Below are 17,919 nucleotides of genomic sequence, written 5' to 3' on the forward strand. Positions count from 1 at the left end.
ACAAAGTATCTTGCGTATAATAGCAACAATCAAAGCGTAAGAGCCATTAAACCATTAGTATATCGTGCTTTATTGATTATATTACTCATTAACCGATCAAAACAGCCGACTGATGTCATTACCAATTGCTAACACCATGAAACTTGCCAGTAAGAGTAAACCGATATTTAACCCCACCATTTGCACCCTTTCAGAGAGCGGCTTACCGCGAATCAGTTCGATGAAATGATAAACGATATGACCACCATCCAATACTGGAATCGGTAAAAGATTCAACACAGCAAGACTCAGGCTAATCAATGCAGCCGTCGATAATACCATCTGCCAACTGATATCAAAGCTTTGCTTGGCGACTTTGGCAATGGTAATCGGACCTGACAAGTTATCCAGACCAATCATACCTGAGAGCATTTTTCCCATCGAGCTTACCGTCATCACGGCGAGTTGCTCAGTCTTCTCGAACGACTTGACCAATGACTCGCCAGGGCCATAAACCACGGTGGTTTTGTAAGCATCAGGAATAACAATCTCAGTCTGATCAACCATGGCGCCAATTTGACCGTAATTATTACCCAAGTTGTCTTTTTTACCTTGCGGCATAATTTGCAATTGCACCGTTTTGTCATCACGCAATACGGTAAAATCAAGTAACACCTCGGGATTATCACGAATAATACGCGTGGCGCTAATCCAATCGTCAATGTTTTGATTATTGATGGCGGTAATACGATCGCCCACCTGTAGACCTTGACGGCTAGCCGCACCATCAGCCGCCAATTCACCGACAATCGGGGCAATCTGTGGCTGCCACGGTAACATACCAAAGCTGGTTAGCGCGTCTTTACCTTGTGCATCACCTTGCATAAATTGTGTGACTGGTGCTTGATAGGTTTTGATCGACTGATTGGGTTGAGCATCTGACTGTAGTGTAATACTCACATTGTCTGTCTCACCCATCCGTCCTGCAAGGCGATAATTGATACCTTCCCACGTCTGTACATCGTGCCCATCAATCGCAACAATCTTATCACCGACAGGTAACTGCGCCATCGCAGCTGGGGTATCTGGCAGCACTTGCCCAATTTTGGTAGCCAATTGCTCAGACGGCGTCATAAACAACACCCAAAAGAGCGCAATAGCAATGATGAAATTCATGATAGGCCCAGCGGCGACAATCGCAATCTTCTTGAGCGGATGCTGATAATTAAACGCAAGATGCTGTTCATCTTTTGCGACATTGCCTTCACGCTCATCAAGCATTTTGACATAGCCGCCCAGTGGCAATGCTGAGATACGATAATCGATGCCACTTTTTTGCTGGTCCAACCAAATAGTTTAGGGCCAAAACCGATAGAGTATGTTAATACTTTGACGCCGCACATCCGTGCCACGATATAGTGCCCCCACTCATGTAAGGCAATGAGTGGACCTAAGACAAATATTGCCGCAAGAAGCGTTAATAAAAACGTCATGATCTTTTCTCAGTATTGTTGCTTAGCATCTTTTATCAACATCAACATCAACATCAACATCAACATCAACATCAACATCTTCACTGATATCGTTTATTAGTACCATTTTTTAACCAAGAGGCTATTTATGGCTAATGATTGCTACGATTATGCCAATTTTGCCACAAGCTTATCAGTAAGGTGACGCGCTATTTTGTCAATGGCCAATATATCTTCTATGTCAGCCGTTTCGTTTAATGGTGGCAACTGTATATCGTTTAAGGCACGCTCATTGATATCAGCAATGTCAGTTAAACGAATTTGTCCATCCAAAAACGCCGCCACTGCAATTTCATTGGCTGCATTTAGTACAATAGTCGCCTGCGTACCTGCTTGCATTGCTTGACGAGCAAGGCGTAGACAGGCAAATTTTTGCAGATCAGGCTCAATGAGCTCCAAACCACTAAGTGCATATAAATCTAATGGCTGTGAGCCACTATCAATACGGCTCGGGTAACTGAGCGCATGAGCAATCGGCGTTTTCATATCTGGGCTGCCTAATTGCGCCAAAAAACTGCCATCACTATATTCTACCATTGAGTGAATGATACTTTGTGGATGAATGACCACATTTATCTTATTTTCAGGCAGATCAAACAAATGACAAGCCTCGATCAACTCAAGCCCTTTATTCATCATTGTGGCTGAGTCGACAGATATCTTCTGGCCCATTGACCAGTTAGGGTGCTTGACTGCCTCTGCAACAGTTGCTTGCTGCATCTGTTCAAAAGACTGCTGCAAAAATGGGCCACCTGAAGCCGTCAACCACAGTTTGCGTACACCATGATTTGGCTGATGAATTTGGGTGTTGTCTTGCTGAATAGCGAGTGGTAAGCACTGGAAAATAGCATTGTGCTCAGAGTCGAGGGGTAACAACGTAGCATTATGTGTTTTGACCGCATTGATCATGACCTGCCCTGCCATCACCAGCGCTTCTTTATTGGCGAGCAAAATACGCTTACCTGCGCGTGCTGCGGCTAAGGTAGAAGGCAGTCCTGCTGCGCCTACGATGGCAGCAACAACCGTATCTGTTTGGGTATCGGTTGCAATATCTATCAGACCAGCCTCGCCCCCGACCACCTCAATATCAAGCCCTGCCACACTAAGCCGCGCAGCAAAATCATCCACTGCCGATAGAGGTACGCTCACACGTTTTGGTAAAAACTGCTGACAAAGTCCAAATAGCTTATCTAAACGGTGGTAGCCTGACAATGCGTAAACTTCATAATGTTGCGGTTGCGCCGCTAATATTGCTAACGTGCTATCGCCAATCGAGCCTGTCGCGCCTAGTACGGCAATGCGTTGCGTCATAACCATTAATGCCTATGATATTTAGTATTTAGAGAAGGAGAAAAGAATAAATGAGGGTTGAACAGTATAAAAGGCAATAAAGCTATATAGCAATAAATAAGACCGTTGTAAAAGACTAGCCAAAACGGTCACTTCGCTTACTTATCACATCATAAAATCAGCTAAGTGACTTTGTCTTATACCACAATCAAACCTAGCTGCTGTATCGCCCAAAAGCCAAGTGCAAATATCGGAGTTGCAGATAGCAATGAATCAATACGATCAAGTACACCACCATGCCCTGGTAAGATGGTACCAGAGTCTTTGACATCAGCACGGCGCTTGAGCATTGATTCAAAAAGATCACCAAGCACAGAAGCCAGAATCGTTAGCGCCGATAGTGCCACAAAGGCGACTAGCGATGCGCCCGTCAGTTGTAGCTTAAACACACTGATCGCAACGACTACCAGTAGACCTGTAATCAAACCACCGGCCAATCCTTCCATACTCTTATTTGGTGAGACATTGGGTGCCATTTTTCGGCGGCCAAGCTTACGACCAACAAAATAAGCACCGCTATCAGCACACCAGACCAATAAAAACACATAAAGTAGCCACCATGCTGATAGCTGCCAGAGGTAAAAAATCGCAGTAATGGAGGCTGTCAAAATAACCACACCCAACAACGCTAGATGTTTTCCGTACCATTTTGTCTGTGTTGGGAATGCACGTACCCAAGACAATGCCATCAGCCATATGACAAGCGAGGCCGTCCACCAGAATAACCAAGTCACCTTCAACATAAGCGATACGACAGTTATCACTAAAACTAATAGCACAAAGACAATAGGTTGACGCCACTTCGGCATCAACTTCGCCCACTCATGAGCTGCGATAATGACGCCAACGGCTAAAAGCGGTGCGAATAAAATAGGGGTTTGGCTCGCAAACATTGCAATACCAACGATAATAACGAGAACTATTGCCGTTCTAATTCGTTGCCACATACTTATCGAGCCTTATAATAATGAAGAAGGTACAGTCAAAAAAAATGCATTATAACAGTTGATAGACCTGTGCCCATTAATAGCATTGACCCTCATTAAAACGGTTTATCATCTCGTAAGCAAGCGGTATTAGCGACCTAGAGAATACTGTCTGAATTTTTATGGCTACTATTGCATCAGCGACTATGCTGCTCTATCCCTACCTGCTCGCTGGTTTTACCAAAACGGCGTTGACGCTGTGCAAACTCAGCCATCATCGAAGCCAGCTCTTCTGGAACAAAATCTGGCCATAAAGTTGGCGTGAAAAACAACTCTGCATAGGCCGCTTGCCATAATAAAAAATTCGATATTCGATAATCACCACCGGTACGAACCAGCATGTCTACTGCTGGAGCGTCTGCCAGTTGTACTTGCTCACCGAGCATTTCTGCACTAATATCTTCAGCCCTCAACTCACCTGCCTGCACTTGTTGTGCCAGCTGTTTTGCTGCATGAGCAATATCCCATTGTCCACCGTAGCTAATCGCAATGACTAATGTCATGGCATCAAAGCTTGCAGTTTCTGCTTCGGCATCCGCCATTAACGCTTGTAATTTTTCACTAAGCTGACTGCGATCACCGATAAAACGTAAGCGAATACAGTATTTTTTCATACGCGGCATTTGCTCATCAATGGTCGATGCCAACAACTGCATTAATAGTGCAACTTCACTAGGTGGTCGCTGCCAATTTTCGCTAGAGAAAGCAAAAACAGTCAGTACTTCAATACCGGTCTCGACACAATATTCTACGATAGGGTCTAAAGCAGTTTTACCAGCTATGTGACCTTGACCTTTACCCAGGTTATTGGCTTTGCCATATCTGTTATTACCATCCATGATAATAGCGATATGACGAGGAAGAATGTTAGGAGCCGTAACGGCTGAAGTGGACATAGGCAAACTTGCTTATTGTTAAGGTAAAATAATAATAACGTGTGCAGTGGCGATTAAAAGCGCCATGTAAATAATTCACAAATTTATCATAATTTAGCGATCAAAATTTTTATAGCTTACAATATATTTGAGAAATATCAGTAAACTGCACTCACATTAATAAATCATATTATCCATGTCATAATAAACAGCCAATAACTACAAGGTATTGGCTGCTAAATTACAGATAATCTACCGAATTGATTCTTGCTATAAATACCAAATGGATCAGTATTAAACTTCCATCAAATCGCTTTCTTTTTTGCTGAGGCGGCTATCGATAGTTTCAATGTACTTGTCAGTGATTTTTTGGATGTCATCGTTAGCACGGCGCTCATCATCTTCTGAGATTTCTTTCTCTTTGCTAGATCTTTGATGTCATTCATCATATCACGGCGAATATTACGGATAGACACACGGCTGCTCTCTGCTTCTCCGCGAGCAAGTTTTTGCATATCGCGTCGGGTGTCTTCGGTCAACGCTGGCATGGGCACACGAATCACATCCGCTGTCATTGGGTTTAGGCCCAAATCTGCTTCGCGAATGGCTTTGTCTACTGCTTGTACCATCGTACGGTCAAACGGTTGAACCAATAACGTACGTGAGTCTTCAACGTTCACGCTGGCGACTTGGTTTAGGGGGTTGGTGCACCGTAGTAGCTGACCATCACGCCTGACAACATACCTGGTGTGCACGTCCAGTGCGAACTTTACTGAAAGTGCTCTCAAGCGCTTCCAACGTTTTTTGCATGCGTGCTTCGCCGTCTTGCTTAATCTCTTTAATCATTGTGTGTCCTTATTTATCGCTATCGACAAATTTTTTATTTGCTATTGGGATATTTGTTATTAGCTACTTTTTGTTATTAGCCACTCTCTGAAGTGACCGATCAACGCTACATCAATTCAGGGAATTAATTAATGAAAAACGCGTGTGCCTTCGTTTTCACCCATGATGACATTTAGCAATGCATTAGGTTTGGTCATATCAAACACTTGTAGCGGTACGTTATGCTCGCGGCATAGCGCGATAGCCGTCAAATCCATCACGCCAAGTTTCTGCTCTAACACTTCATCAAAGGTGAGCCCGTCGTATTTTTTGGCATCAGTATGGAGGCTTGGGTCTTTGTCATAAACGCCATCAACCTTAGTCGCTTTCAAAATCAAGCCGGCTTCAATCTCGATACCACGCAAACAAGCAGCCGTATCAGTGGTGAAGAATGGGTTGCCTGTTCCAGCAACAAAGATACACACTTCACCATTTTTGAGATAGCGAATCGCATTACGACTGCTATAGCTTTCGGTGACCTCACCAATTGGCAATGCAGACATCAAACGCGTTTTGATATTACGACGCTCAAGCGCATCACGCATCGCCAGACCATTCATGACAGTGGCTAGCATACCCATCTGATCACCCGTCACACGGCCAACCAAACCTTCTTTTTGTAATTGTGCGCCGCGATATAAGTTGCCACCGCCAACCACGATACCAACCTGAACACCTAGTCCACGCAAATGAGCGATAGACAGGCTCATTTTATCGAGCACTTCGGTATCAATACCCATGTCTTTGCTACCAGCCAAGGCTTCACCAGAGAGTTTTAGCAAGATACGGGCGTAACGCGGGTTTTTGTCAGACATGAGGTCACCTTATTATCATGAAATTATAAAGAAAATTATGGGTAAAACACAAATCAGGTTTGCCCGTAACGCTGCACTTAAAGACAAGCGTATTAAACAGGCTAAATTGCGCTAATTGTAGCAAAAACTGCCCGCTATTGGGCAATTTTCACTCGTATATCTTGTCGAACACTTAACCTTGATAACTGGCAAATAGATCATATTCGCTGGCATCATCAATCGTCACGGTCAGGAACTGCCCAACTTTGACTTGAGCAGTAATGTCATCAACATAGACATGCCCGTCAATTTCAGGCGCATCAGCATAACTGCGGCAAATAGCGATATTCTCATCACTATCAATCTCATCAACCAATACCATTAAGGTTTTGCCGACTTTTTCTTGTAGTTTTTGCGCTGAGATCTCTTGTTGCAGCGCCATCAAACGCTCGTAGCGAGATTGCTTGACGTCTTCAGGCACATGGCTTGGCAAATCATTGGCGACAGCACCTTCTACTTCTGAATACGTAAATGCCCCCACGCGGTCAAGTCGCGCCTCGACCAGCCAATCAAGCAAGCACTGAAAATCTTCTTCAGTCTCGCCTGGGAAGCCAACTACGAAAGTTGAGCGAATCACGATATCAGGGCAGATATCACGCCATGCTTTGATACGAGCCAAGGTATTTTCGCTGTGCGCAGGGCGTTTCATTGCTTTTAGAATACGATGACTGGCATGCTGAAACGGAATATCGAGATAAGGCAGCAGTTTCTTTTCGCCCATCAGCTCGACGACTTTGTCTACATGTGGGTATGGATAAACATAATGCAGACGCACCCAAATGCCTAGATCATTCAAGGCTTGGCATAAATCATAAAACTTAGACTTGAGCGGCATGCCATTCCAAAAGCTGGTCTTATATTTGAGGTCCAGCCCATAGGCTGAGGTGTCTTGCGAGATGATAAGCAACTCTTTCACGCCCGCTTTTTTGAGCGCCATGGCTTCGTTCATGACATTATCAATCGGGCGCGACACGAGATCACCGCGCAAACTTGGGATAATACAGAACGTACAGCGGTGGTTACAGCCTTCTGAGATTTTTAGATACGCATAATGACTGGGCGTCAGTTTGACCCCCGCTTCATTGATCAAGTCTATTTTTGGGTCGTAATTGGCATCCAAGCTGCGATTTGGCTTTGGCACGTGCTGTGCAACGGCTGTAATCACTTCATCATAGGCATGCGCGCCTGTCACTGCGAGTACAGCGGGATGCATCTCACGGATTTTTTCCGCTTCTTTGCCCAGACAGCCTGTGACAATTACTTTGCCGTTTTGACTAATGGCCTCGCCAATCGCATCAAGCGACTCTTGCACCGCTGACTCAATAAAACCGCAGGTGTTGACCACGACCAAATCTGCACCGTCATAGTCGCTTGCAACTTGATAGCCATCACGGCTCAGCTCAGTGATGATACGCTCACTATCCACCAAGGCCTTGGGGCAACCTAGTGACACAAACCCAATTTTTGGCGCTGCACTCACTGGCATCGTGGCAGTTGCATTAGCCGTCGAGGCTGAAGTAGCGTGGCTGCTTTGAGTAATGCTGCGGTTTTGATTGTGGTTGGCTTTATGATGATAAGGCTGGTCAGTATGTGTTTGACTGACATCTGTCTGACTCTGCTCTTGCGGTATTGATGGCTTTGCAGGATTAAAGATAGTGGCAGTGTCTTTTACGGCTGACGTAGGGGCTGTCGTTGTCGTGTTCACTGACTCGGTAGAAGTTTTGGACATGGCTGACCTTGCTAGAGATAAATTGGCTGAGCGCATTGTACGTTTTTTTTGCAAAAATCACCAGTTTTGCCGCTCTATAGTCTTGATTTATGGTTAAATATTGATTCAAATATCCTATTTTTCTGGGCAATATCCATGACTGCTGATTTTATCACCACCAAAACCAACCCTGATTTAGCATTCGTATCACAGCATCTATTCACCGCTATTTTGTGGGTCAATGATCAGTTATCGATAACCCGTTTAAATGCTCAAGCGGAGCAATTACTGGCTATTAGTAGTGGGAGGTTAATTAACCAGTCTATCTTGACGCTATTGGCACCCGATGAATTAAAACTAAAAGAAAATGCTTCTATCGACAATGTCAGTGATGATAGTGAAAACAAACCTCTGGATGAACCCCTCTACTCTTTGACAGAGCGGTTCAATCAAGCACAAAACTACCAACAGCCTTTTATTGACCATGATCATGTCATCCAAACGCCTTTGAATGGCAACTTAATACTCTCAGTCGATTATAGCGTGACGCCTGTTATCTACGAGCAGCAGTCGTATTTTATTATCGAGATGTGGGGCAAAGACCGCCAAAGTCGCATCTCAGAGGAGCAGCGCCAGCAGCAGCAATATGCGGTTGCTCGTCACATGCTACGGTCGGTCGCGCATGAAATCAAAAACCCACTTGCGGGCATTCGGGGTGCAGCGCAGTTATTACAGCGACAGTTTATTAAATTCAGTGATGCGAATACGACGGCGGCTAACAGTCACTCTAACGCGCTCAGCATCTCACAGGACACTAGCGCTGGCACAAACGATGATTTACATAAGATGAATCAAAAACTGCGCAACTATACCGATATTATCATCTCAGAAACTGACCGTTTGACACATCTGATTGCTCAACTGCTTGGCTCAAATCAGCTGCCAAACTGGCAAACGCTGAATGTCCATGAACCACTAGAGCATGTTTTGACCTTGGTAGTCAGTCAATACCCACAAGTGACGATACAGAGGGATTATGATTTGTCATTGCCTGAGTTGTGTGCTGACAAAGACCAATTGATTCAGGTATTTTTAAATATTATGAATAATGCGTGTGAGTCTATGACTGAGTTTGAGCAAACGCTACAGCAGAACAAGCTCTCTGCGTCTAAGGAGTTACCATTAACCGATGTGCAGACCGATAGAGAGACTGCTTATCAGCCAACCTTGCACATTCAAACGCGCGTTGCCTTTCAGCATACGATTGTTGGGCAGCAGCACAAGCAAGTGCTGCAAATCACTATCACTGACAATGGTTCGGGCATTGATCCGGCACTTATCGGACAAATATTTTTTCCGATGGTGACCAGCCGTGCAGCAGGTACTGGCCTTGGCTTATCTATCGTACAAGATATTATCAGCCATCATCATGGTATGATTGATGTGAGCTCTACAGAGGAGGCGAACGGCAAGCAAACACGCTTTACACTATATCTGCCTTTTACCCAGCCCGTCACTGAATCATAGAACACATGGCGGCATAAAACTGCTAAATTGTAAGACATCCAATCCCAAACCGACAATAACAATTGCTCATTAGGCCCGATACATGACCCAATACAGTGACAACCAAAACCCTAAAAGCGATGCACACTCTCCAATAGTCACCGTCAATAATGCACCCAGCGATCAGCCTGCAACGCTCTGGTTAATCGACGATGATGCAGCGCTGCGTATGGTATTGGCCGATACGTTTGAAGATGCTGGATTGACCGTTATCAGTTTTACCCAAGCGCAGGCAGCATGGACTCGGCTCAATGATGCGCTAAAACAGCAAGAATCAGCCACACAGCTGCCAGACGTAATATTGACTGATATTCGTATGCCAATGATGGATGGATTGTCATTTAGTGACTGGGTACACCAGCACTTTCCGGACATGCCGATTGTCATTATGACAGCGCACTCAGACCCTCACCTCTGCGATTAATAGCTATCAGACCGGTGCGTTTGAATACTTGCCAAAGCCCTTTGACCTAGATGATGCTGTTGCCACTATCTATAAAGCGATCAACTACCAGCCAAATATGGCGTTAGCTCATTATTCGAACGAATCTGATACCCATATCGCGACTGACGCGCGCGCCGACAGTGATATAACACCTGAAGCACCTACCAGTACAAACTCTAAACACAGCAAAAATAAAGCTGAGGTGACAACTGCCTCTAAAGCTAATAGCAATCCGAGCGGTATCATCGGTCAGTCACAAGCCATGCAAACCGTGTTTCGTGCCATTGGTAGATTGGCGCAGTCCCCCATCTCGGTCTTAATTACTGGAGAGTCAGGAACAGGTAAAGAGTTGGTTGCCAGTGCCTTGCATCAGCACTCACCGCGCAAACAGCAACCATTTATCGCACTTAATATGGCAGCCATACCACATGATTTGATTGAGTCTGAATTATTTGGTCACGAAAAGGCGCGTTCACTGGTGCAACGACAACTCGTCAAGGACGTTTTGAGCAGGCTAATGGCGGTACGTTATTTTTGGACGAAATTGGCGACATGCCCTTTAGTACCCAAACACGTCTGTTACGCGTACTGGCCAATGGCGAGTTTTATCGCGTTGGTGGACAGCAGCCGATCCAAGTAGATGTCCGTATCATCGCCGCCACTCACCAGAACTTAGAAGAATTAGTCAAACAAAATCGTTTCCGTGAAGATTTGTTTTATCGTCTCAATGTCATTCGTCTACCGCTGCCACCACTGCGTAAACGCCCCGAAGACATTCCTGCATTAGCGACCTACTTTATGCAGTCGGCAGCTGAGCAAATGAACACAACACCGAAACATTTGCATCCTGCGGCCTTACAGATGATGCAGACCTTTGACTGGCGCGGCAATGTGCGTCAACTTGAGAATGTCTGCCTATGGCTGACAGTGATGGCCACGGGCGACACCGTGATGGCCACAGACTTGCCACCAGAGCTATTAGAAAACACGCCTCTAGACTCAGAGCTAGACCAAGAACACGACTCGTCACCACAAGCAAATGCAGAAAACCCTCAACTGCAAAATAAAGACGACTTAAATAATTACAGCCAAAATAATCAAGTCACACTCCTGCCAGTCCAAATTGGCAAAAAGCTCTTGCTATCTGGGCTGAGCAGTCTCTCAATACAGGCGAAACTGATATTCTACAAACGGCCACGCCTGAGTTTGAGCGGGTCTTGCTAACAGCAGCACTCAACCATAGTGGTGGCAAAGATAGAGGCAGCAAGTTTACTTGGTTGGGGTCGCAATACCCTGACCCGTAAATTACAGCAGTTAGATATCTCTGCACCCAGAGTGCCATCCAAGGAGTAAATAAAGGCTTAAAACGCAATATTAAAAAAGCCATTAATATCAATTATTTATAAAAATACGTGAAAATAAATGCAAAATAACTAAAAATAATCGCAAATAGGGGTTGACCAGAAATTCAAACTCTATATAATAGCCAACCACTGAGACGCACTACCGAATCAGTTAACTGTCTAGATAGCGTTTGAACTTAATCGCTTTTGATGATAGAGTAACGGAAAATGGGGCTGTGGCGGAATTGGTAGACGCACCAGATTTAGGTTCTGGCGCCGCAAGGTGTGAGAGTTCGAGTCTCTCCAGCCCCACCATTTTCGGATAGTGATAAAAGTTCTCAAACCTATACTAGACCTGCTTTCGAGCAGGTTTTTTTATGTCTGCAATTTGAGTCTAATCCCACGATGGGATAGATCGTGGGATTGCACAGAACTGACCTATCACCCGCAAACCTTGTTTTTATTCACGTACAGCGCCTTAACTTCTACATCCCAGATATTTTAGCGTGGGATTGAGTATAAATATCCGTCATATCTCGTCATTTCAAACAGCTGGTTATCTGCCCTTTCCCTAGTTACGGCAAAGCCACCGCCATGATCGTCATGGTCGTCGAAAACCATGTTTTTTTATCGTGGGCGAGGCGGGCTTCGATTGCGTTTTTGAAAGCTAAAAAAATCCGCTCGATTTAGAGCGGATATATTGATCTTAAAATTGGTTATTTAATCTTCATCTTTGAGTAGCGAGTAGTCTTTGAATCTGATGACTTCTTCACCTAGCCAATCATTAATCTGTAGCATGGTCTGTTGTAGGGGCATAAGCTCATTGACTGCGAAAACTCTGGCCGCTTTGATTAGATCACCAAAGCCCGCCGCATTGGTCGGTGACGCTCCCATCAGTTGAGGTGGTACTCGATGAGCAGCTGCAATATCTATTCGACTCGCTTCTTTGATTTTAAAGAAGTCATCATTGGCACTGACTTCACTGATCGGTAAGATTTGGATTCCGTCCTTTTTACCGTTGGGCGAATACATGAATAGGTTACGAAAGTTACCAGGGCCTTTGCTATCTTTCAAAGCTTTACGGATTGCATCAATGTCTTCTTTGTTTGTTGCTGGATCATTGATGTATAAGATGTACCCCGCATGACTACCATTCAAGTAATACTTACGTCTGAATAACGTCGCTGACTCATCAAGCCATGCTGCATTCAATGCGGACAAATATTCAGGTGCGCCGTATACTTCTTGATTAACATCAGGCTCAATTATATGGCAGATGTTTTCTGCTTTATATTCATGTGGCTCTGCCCAGCTGTGCGTGGCAAAATAATATTTGTCACCATTGACGCCGACGCGCATGTATTTACCCAATGGCACGTTTAGCTTCATAGTTTTTTTTGATCGTGACTGTACTCGCTCAACGTATGCGTTGCCAAACGTCAAATGATCTAGTGCAAGCTTACTGAAATCACGATGTGATAGTAGAGGATGCGGTATAAAAGTACTGGCCAAGATATTGCGCTTAACAAAGATAGCACTACTATGATGTGGCGATGCTCTCATTGTCTTAGACAAAGCATCTGGGTCGTACGGCGGTGCATACCACAGTTGATGATTATGACATTCGCCCCAGTATAAAGTTTGCCATTGTTCCATCACTGGGATGGGATCGCCGAAGGTAAAAGCCTCCATGCCCGGCATTTCTACCACTGCATGATTTTCTGTTTCATTCATTCAAATATCTCCAGTGCGGATTCGTCTTCACCTTGAGCAATTGCCAAAGGCTCTCTATGTGCATTAATGCCCATGCTAGATCCGCATGGCCAGTATCTTCATTGCGATCGGCTTTATAAGTGACCGCTTTTTCGCTGCTAGTGATTGTTTTGTGTATCGAAGTAAACGCGCCTACTACATCCGTCCATTCGTGGTCAAAAGTTAAGCGGCCTTTTTTGATAACGTCCTTTGTCTTTAGGACAAATTGCTGCTTCAACTCTGGGCTGTAATGCAGCTTGACAGCTTGCGGATAAAACTTAATGACCGACTGATAGACACCAATACCAAGACCAGTCACGTCAATCGCTATATATTCAACGTTATACTTTTCTGTCATTTCTCTGATGACGTTTGCTTGTGCTTCGAAGTCTGGGTTTTTAAACTGCAAACGCTCAATGCCGCGTATCATGCCGTTTGGTGTACTTGGTGCTGCTAATATCACAAGTCCAGCGCTATCACGGCTCAATGACGGATCATAGCCAAGCCATACTGGCTGATTACCAAGTGGCCTTGGCGTATAAGGCTTCCAGTCATCCCATATCTCTAACGTATCGACCATGCATGACTGTAGTTCGCTGACACTAAAAGCGGATAACGTGTCATCAATAAATTCACACATCAGCAAGTTGTTGAACTCGTCCTCGCTGTATTCCATCCGCAAGTCATCAATGTCGAACAGGTCACAACCACCGTTCATAGCGTCATAAACATTGACGACTTGCCGCCATTGTTTGTCACCGCACAACTTGCCGTTTTTTAGATTATGCGGGGTGACATCAATCTCAATCCGGTCATCGCCCTTACGCCCACGGTTATACAGTTGGCCAGTCCAAAATTTATAGGCTTGATGTTGCTTGGATGATGGCGTTGATATGTATGTCTGACGCCATTTTTTGTGCATGGCCATACCTGATGCAACTTTTCTGAATTCAATAAACTTATGAATCCAAAAATATTCGTCCATATATACGTTGCCGTGATACGACTGCGCGGTACGGCTGTTTGTACCTAAAAAATACAGGCTTGCGCTGTAGTCCTTTTCTGGGCCTTCGATGTTGAGTGTAATTGGATCGCCAGTCAGCTCGATCCCTGCCGTTTCCATCGCCCATGCAATGATGTATTCGCGGAATACACGCGCTTGCGCCTTGGATGCGGATAAAAATATTTGATTACGGCCAGTCTCAATGGCATCAAGAAATGCCTCGCGTGCGAAATACCAAGTTGCGCCAATTTGGCGTGATTTTAATAGGTTACGGATACGATTAGTGAGACCTGCGCTGTACCAGACTTTTTGATAATCAAACAGGCAATCACGGAATGAGTCTTTGAATTTATCGATATCATCTATCTGTATGACGTTTGAAGGGTTTTTTTGTCCTGCTTTGCGCCCACGGTTGGATAGGTTGGGATTGAGATCCGACTGTTTGCCAGACTCTTTATATTTATGGATCTTGGCCATTCTCTCTACTTGACGACCAAGCAGGTCAATCTCTTTGAAGTCTTTACCAGTCTTATCGTCTTTGTTAATCAGCTGTACCAATCGCGCTTCGAGCGTGGACTCTACCTCGATCTAGAGGCTTTGCTTCATCCCAACCGTCTGATTTTTTCCATCCATCTACGGTCGTGCGCGGTGTACTAACCATTTCTGCAATCGCGCTAATACTCCAACCTTGCCAATAGAGACCACGGGCAACGGTTTTGGGGTTCTCTCCAGTCGGTAGGGGTGATAAGGGCAGACATTAACGCAGCTCATAAGGGTATGACGCTACTTTGGTTTATCAGCCTCTCTATATCATGCTTGTTTTGCGTGTATTTGCTCAATCCACGCTTTTTTGTTTTGTTTTTGCATATCGCAATAGGTCAAAGTAAAGCTTTAAAAATGACTTCCCTTTTATCTAACTCATGGACCGTCTATGACTACCAAAACTTTTCGAGTTGCACGCGCTGGCCAAACTACGGACGGCCGTGAAATCACTCGCGAACAGATAACTCAAATGGCCGCCAGCTATAATCCAGAAGTATACGGTGCACGGGTAAATTTAGAACATTACCGTGCAATGTTCCCAAATTCTGACTTTCGCTGTTATGGCGATGTGATATCGCTATCGACTGAAGAAGTTGATGATCATTTATATCTATTGGCAGAAGTTGATCCAACGCCTGAATTGATCGCGCTCGCCAAGTCGAAGCAAAAGGTTTATTTCTCTATTGAGTTCTATCCAGAATTTGCTGATACCAAAGAAGCCTATATGGTTGGTTTAGCTTGTACCGATAGCCCTGCCTCGCTTGGCACCAGCTATATGAAGTTTTGCCAACAGCATCCAGATGAAAGCCCTTTATCTGCTCGCAAACAAAACCCTGACACTTACATTTCCACTGCCGAAAGCGCTTGGGAATATAAAGATGAACCAAAATCAGTCTTTGCAACCGTCAAAGATATGTTTGCCGCACCTGTCACACCTAAAACAGACAAAGATAAAGAGCTGGCCACCGCACAAGCTTTTGCTGAACTACCGGCAACCATCAAAAGCTTCCAAGATGTCCTGCAAACAATGGCAAGCTCTATTGACACGATCAACGCCTCTGTTGGGCATTTAAACACGACGGTATCTGATTTTGCTGAAAAGCAAAACGAAGTTGAAACGTCTTTGAAGAGCGTGCAAGACAATCTTGATAATACACCTGAAGACAATTATACCCAGCGTCCAGCTGCAACCGGCTCATCTGATTACGTCAAATCTGACTGCTAATACTACCTAATAGCAATACATAACTGACTACTAATACATTAGGACTTCCCCAATATGAAAAATACTACCCGTCAGCAATTTAACGGCTATCTTGCAAATCAAGCAGAGCTAAATGGCGTACCAAGCGCTACCGAGCAATACACGGTCGAGCCATCAGTACAGCAAAAGTTGAAACCCGAGTTCAAGAATCAAGCGAGTTTTTGAAAAGATTAACGTCATCCCTGTTACCGATCAAAAGGTGAAGCGCTTGGGCTTGGTATTAGTGGCGGTATCGCAAGCCGTACCAACACCAAAAACGGTAAGCGCCGTGAACCGAAAAACGTTGGTGAAGTGGGCCCTATTTACACTTATGTATGTGAAAAGACAGACTTTGATACTGCTATCCCTTACAACAAGCTAGACAGTTGGGCGCGTGATCCAAAGTTCCAAGAGAAAATTCGTGACGCGGTACTAAAACAGCAAGCGCTCGATCGTATCACTGTCGGTTTTAACGGCACTCATGTCGCCGCTGATACTGACATTGATGTCAATCCGTTGTTGCAAGATGTCAATATCGGCTGGTTGCAAAAATACCGCGATAATGCCCCTGAATCTGTAATGACTGAATCAGAAGTTGGTACTGGTAAAGTCACCGTCGGTTCTGGCGCAACAAACTATAAGAATCTCGATGCTTTGGTAAAGATAGCGTCGATAACTTGATTGACCCTATCGTCCGTGATGATAGTGACTTGCGCGTTATCCTGGGTCGTGATTTAAAACAAAGCCGCGATTTCAATATGGTCAATGACAACAACACGCCAAGCGAAGTCATTGCTGTCAACTCATTGCTGATGCTGGATAAAGTGGGTGGCATTACGATTGAGCCAACGCCACCAAACTTTCCATCTGACGCTATCTTGATCACCCCACTCGACAACCTGTCTATTTACTATCAAGAAGGCAGCCGTCGCCGTAACCACAAAGACGAGCCTGAATATGATCGCGTCGCCTTTTACGAATCAGACAATGAAGCGTATGTGGTTGAAAACTACAAAGCTGGCTGCTTGATTGAAAATGTTGAGCTTGTCTAATGACAGAAGGATGGGACGGATGAAAATTAACGAAGGATGGGAATTATGAGCGACAGCATGACCCCAGCGCAGCGTCATCGTCAAGCCGCGCTGGCACAAAAAGAAGTGACCAATATCGCAGCGGGACCAAATGCTGTGTATCGCTTATTACAGTTGAAACTACGCGAAGATAAGCAGGCGTTAAAGTCTAAGCAATCTATCCAAGCCAAAATTGAGCTAAAGCGCGAATTGGTTGGTCATTATGACGAATGGATCAATGCAACTTTAACAGCCGGTAAAGGCGATCAAGACAATCTATTGACCACGCTTATGCTTTGGCATATCGATATCGGTAGCTTTGAGCGTGCGCTTGATATCGCTGAATACGCGATGAAGCATGATTTGAAAATGCCAGACGCGCATCAACGTACACTCGCTACTGTCGTCGCTGAAGAGATTGCTGACACTGCCAAAAAACTGGCTGCCAGTGGTGAGATCACTGATGAGCAAATCGCGCAAGTATTGCGAGCATCAACCATAACAGCTGAGGAAGACATGCCTGATCAGGTACGCGCAAAGCTATCACGCCAAGTCGGTGAATTGACTGAGGCTGTCAATCCAGTATTTGCATTAGATAACTTTCAAAATGCGCTGAAGTTTGACGAAAATAGTGGTGTAAAAGGCTCTATTAAACGCCTTGAGAAACAGCTTAAAGATGCTGAGCTCAAACATGAAGATGAAGCACCTCAAGAAATAGTATCAGAGCCACCTACTATTGAGCCTATTCAGTCGGATTCACCTGAAGTGCTAAAGGAATCATAATT

General features: G+C 44.8%; 12 protein-coding genes, 1 tRNA gene and 4 pseudogenes. 7 read left to right on the top strand and 10 right to left on the bottom strand.

The features are described from left to right. Nucleotides 1–96: 96 nt before the first annotated feature. From rseP to rimO, 7 genes and pseudogenes are all read right to left on the bottom strand, one after another. Nucleotides 97–1,472, bottom strand: a pseudogene (gene rseP / locus PKHYL_RS11660) (RIP metalloprotease RseP). A 147-nt stretch (nt 1,473–1,619) separates the two neighbouring features. Then, nucleotides 1,620–2,828 (bottom strand): 1-deoxy-D-xylulose-5-phosphate reductoisomerase, encoded by a 1,209-nt coding sequence (gene ispC / locus PKHYL_RS11665; RefSeq protein ID WP_071003456.1) that lies wholly within the window; start codon nt 2,826–2,828, stop codon nt 1,620–1,622. A 170-nt stretch (nt 2,829–2,998) separates the two neighbouring features. Beyond that, nucleotides 2,999–3,808: a phosphatidate cytidylyltransferase gene (locus PKHYL_RS11670; protein WP_071003455.1), complete on the bottom strand. Its 810-nt coding sequence runs from the start codon at nt 3,806–3,808 to the stop codon at nt 2,999–3,001. A 176-nt stretch (nt 3,809–3,984) separates the two neighbouring features. Continuing rightward, nucleotides 3,985–4,743, bottom strand: a complete 759-nt coding sequence (uppS, locus tag PKHYL_RS11675) for a polyprenyl diphosphate synthase (protein ID WP_240365217.1) — start codon at nt 4,741–4,743, stop codon at nt 3,985–3,987. A 273-nt stretch (nt 4,744–5,016) separates the two neighbouring features. Beyond that, nucleotides 5,017–5,568: pseudogene (gene frr / locus PKHYL_RS11680) on the bottom strand (ribosome recycling factor). A 128-nt stretch (nt 5,569–5,696) separates the two neighbouring features. Next, entirely contained in the window at nt 5,697–6,422 is a 726-nt protein-coding gene (gene pyrH / locus PKHYL_RS11685) for a UMP kinase (protein WP_071003450.1), read from the bottom strand. Between the two features lie 172 nt (nt 6,423–6,594). Further along, nucleotides 6,595–8,190, bottom strand: a complete 1,596-nt coding sequence (rimO, locus tag PKHYL_RS11690) for a 30S ribosomal protein S12 methylthiotransferase RimO (protein WP_240365218.1) — start codon at nt 8,188–8,190, stop codon at nt 6,595–6,597. 135 nt (nt 8,191–8,325) lie between these two features. Here rimO and PKHYL_RS11695 point away from each other — a divergent pair, with 135 nt between their 5' ends. The 3 genes and pseudogenes from PKHYL_RS11695 (at nt 8,326) to PKHYL_RS11705 (ending at nt 11,838) form a co-directional block, all read left to right on the top strand. Next, complete coding sequence (locus tag PKHYL_RS11695; RefSeq protein ID WP_240365219.1) at nt 8,326–9,696, top strand: two-component system sensor histidine kinase NtrB; 1,371 nt, start codon at nt 8,326–8,328, stop codon at nt 9,694–9,696. Between the two features lie 208 nt (nt 9,697–9,904). Then, nucleotides 9,905–11,533 (top strand): annotated as a pseudogene (locus PKHYL_RS11700) (sigma 54-interacting transcriptional regulator). Nucleotides 11,534–11,753: 220 nt separating this feature from the next. Beyond that, nucleotides 11,754–11,838, top strand: a tRNA-Leu gene (locus PKHYL_RS11705). Between the two features lie 405 nt (nt 11,839–12,243). On the opposite strand, the gene PKHYL_RS11710 is transcribed toward PKHYL_RS11705, so the two are convergent. The 3 genes from PKHYL_RS11710 to PKHYL_RS11720 are packed head-to-tail and all read right to left on the bottom strand — an operon-like array spanning nt 12,244 to nt 14,939. Beyond that, nucleotides 12,244–13,257 carry a phage portal protein gene (locus tag PKHYL_RS11710; protein ID WP_240365220.1) on the bottom strand — a complete coding sequence of 338 codons (1,014 nt, stop codon included), beginning with the start codon at nt 13,255–13,257 and terminating at the stop codon, nt 12,244–12,246. Beyond that, on the bottom strand, nt 13,250–14,836 hold the full coding sequence (locus tag PKHYL_RS11715) for a terminase large subunit domain-containing protein (RefSeq protein ID WP_240365221.1): 1,587 nt from the start codon (nt 14,834–14,836) through the stop codon (nt 13,250–13,252). Before PKHYL_RS11715 ends, PKHYL_RS11710 begins: the two co-directional genes overlap by 8 nt. Continuing rightward, nucleotides 14,820–14,939 (bottom strand): hypothetical protein, encoded by a 120-nt coding sequence (locus tag PKHYL_RS11720; RefSeq protein WP_240365222.1) that lies wholly within the window; start codon nt 14,937–14,939, stop codon nt 14,820–14,822. Before PKHYL_RS11720 ends, PKHYL_RS11715 begins: the two co-directional genes overlap by 17 nt. A gap of 270 nt (nt 14,940–15,209) precedes the next feature. Here PKHYL_RS11720 and PKHYL_RS11725 point away from each other — a divergent pair, with 270 nt between their 5' ends. The 4 genes and pseudogenes from PKHYL_RS11725 (at nt 15,210) to gpM (ending at nt 17,917) form a co-directional block, all read left to right on the top strand. Then, entirely contained in the window at nt 15,210–16,046 is an 837-nt protein-coding gene (locus PKHYL_RS11725; RefSeq protein WP_240365223.1) for a GPO family capsid scaffolding protein, read from the top strand. Nucleotides 16,047–16,100: 54 nt separating this feature from the next. Further along, a pseudogene (locus tag PKHYL_RS17685) lies at nt 16,101–16,745 on the top strand (P2 family phage major capsid protein). After that, the gene (locus tag PKHYL_RS17690) at nt 16,742–17,116 is read left to right on the top strand and encodes a P2 family phage major capsid protein (RefSeq protein ID WP_269778166.1); all 375 of its coding nucleotides are present in this window, start codon (nt 16,742–16,744) and stop codon (nt 17,114–17,116) included. The pseudogene PKHYL_RS17685 and the gene PKHYL_RS17690 overlap by 4 nt, the downstream one beginning before the upstream one ends. Before the next feature lie 45 nt (nt 17,117–17,161). Next, entirely contained in the window at nt 17,162–17,917 is a 756-nt protein-coding gene (gpM, locus tag PKHYL_RS11735) for a phage terminase small subunit (RefSeq protein ID WP_240365224.1), read from the top strand. Nucleotides 17,918–17,919: the final 2 nt, after the last annotated feature.

Source organism: Psychrobacter sp. KH172YL61 (assembly GCF_007182895.1).
In the GTDB taxonomy this organism is placed as follows: Bacteria; Pseudomonadota; Gammaproteobacteria; order Pseudomonadales; family Moraxellaceae; genus Psychrobacter; species Psychrobacter pacificensis.

Coding starts and splice junctions, on each gene's coding strand:
- rimO (WP_240365218.1), bottom strand. CDS start 8,190: ATGTCCAAAACTTCTACCGAGTCAGTGAACACGACAACGACAGCCCCT.
- ispC (WP_071003456.1), bottom strand. CDS start 2,828: ATGGTTATGACGCAACGCATTGCCGTACTAGGCGCGACAGGCTCGATT.
- PKHYL_RS11695 (WP_240365219.1), top strand. CDS start 8,326: ATGACTGCTGATTTTATCACCACCAAAACCAACCCTGATTTAGCATTC.
- PKHYL_RS11725 (WP_240365223.1), top strand. CDS start 15,210: ATGACTACCAAAACTTTTCGAGTTGCACGCGCTGGCCAAACTACGGAC.
- gpM (WP_240365224.1), top strand. CDS start 17,162: ATGAGCGACAGCATGACCCCAGCGCAGCGTCATCGTCAAGCCGCGCTG.
- PKHYL_RS11710 (WP_240365220.1), bottom strand. CDS start 13,257: ATGAATGAAACAGAAAATCATGCAGTGGTAGAAATGCCGGGCATGGAG.
- PKHYL_RS11670 (WP_071003455.1), bottom strand. CDS start 3,808: ATGTGGCAACGAATTAGAACGGCAATAGTTCTCGTTATTATCGTTGGT.
- pyrH (WP_071003450.1), bottom strand. CDS start 6,422: ATGTCTGACAAAAACCCGCGTTACGCCCGTATCTTGCTAAAACTCTCT.
- uppS (WP_240365217.1), bottom strand. CDS start 4,743: ATGTCCACTTCAGCCGTTACGGCTCCTAACATTCTTCCTCGTCATATC.
- PKHYL_RS11720 (WP_240365222.1), bottom strand. CDS start 14,939: ATGGTTAGTACACCGCGCACGACCGTAGATGGATGGAAAAAATCAGAC.